This is a genomic window from Psychrobacter sp. 1Y4 (genome assembly GCF_051847555.1).
Genome location: NZ_JBPYDE010001112.1, coordinates 1 through 528, shown reverse-complemented (window position 1 = coordinate 528; position 528 = coordinate 1). Strand labels below are relative to the sequence as shown.

The following is a 528-nucleotide window of genomic DNA, read 5'->3' as shown; positions in this document are numbered from 1 at the left end:
ACGGCTACTATGGTGTTGTCACCAACCCTGTGACTGGGCAATCTGAAAAATATGGTCAAGACAATGTGACACTAGCGAGCATCATGGCCAAATATGCCATCAATGACAACCTAGAAGCACAGCTTAACGTCAACAATTTATTCAACCAAAAGTATCTTGCTGGCGAAAACTTCTTTGGATTAACGTATGGCGAGCCTTTAAACGTAGTCGGTAGAGTGACTTATCGCTTTTAGTCTAAATATTAGGGCGTGTTGAGTTTGAAAGTTAACATCTAACAAATTGACATTCAGGGTCGGCTTATAATACCATTGATAATTGCTTTCATTCATCTCAACGATGATCCTATAATAACTTTTTGGAGTAATCCCATGCAGTGGACTAAACCAGCTTTTCAAGACATCCGTATCGGTTTCGAAATCACTATGTATTTTGAAGCACGCTAAAAACTCATAGACCTGAATACATTAAAAGCCCTAGATGATTAGGGCTTTTACTTTTTTTGACATTTGGAAATATTGCGCTATGTAT

Annotated in this window: 1 protein-coding gene and 1 pseudogene; both read left to right on the top strand. The window is 38.1% G+C overall.

The features are described from left to right. Nucleotides 1-233, top strand: a pseudogene (locus ACS8FC_RS20685) (hypothetical protein); the annotation flags it as partial. A gap of 135 nt (nt 234-368) precedes the next feature. Continuing rightward, a complete protein-coding gene (gene pqqA / locus ACS8FC_RS20680; protein ID WP_075107140.1) occupies nt 369-443 on the top strand; it encodes a pyrroloquinoline quinone precursor peptide PqqA in 75 nt (24 codons plus the stop codon). The last annotated feature ends 85 nt before the right edge of the window (nt 444-528 follow it).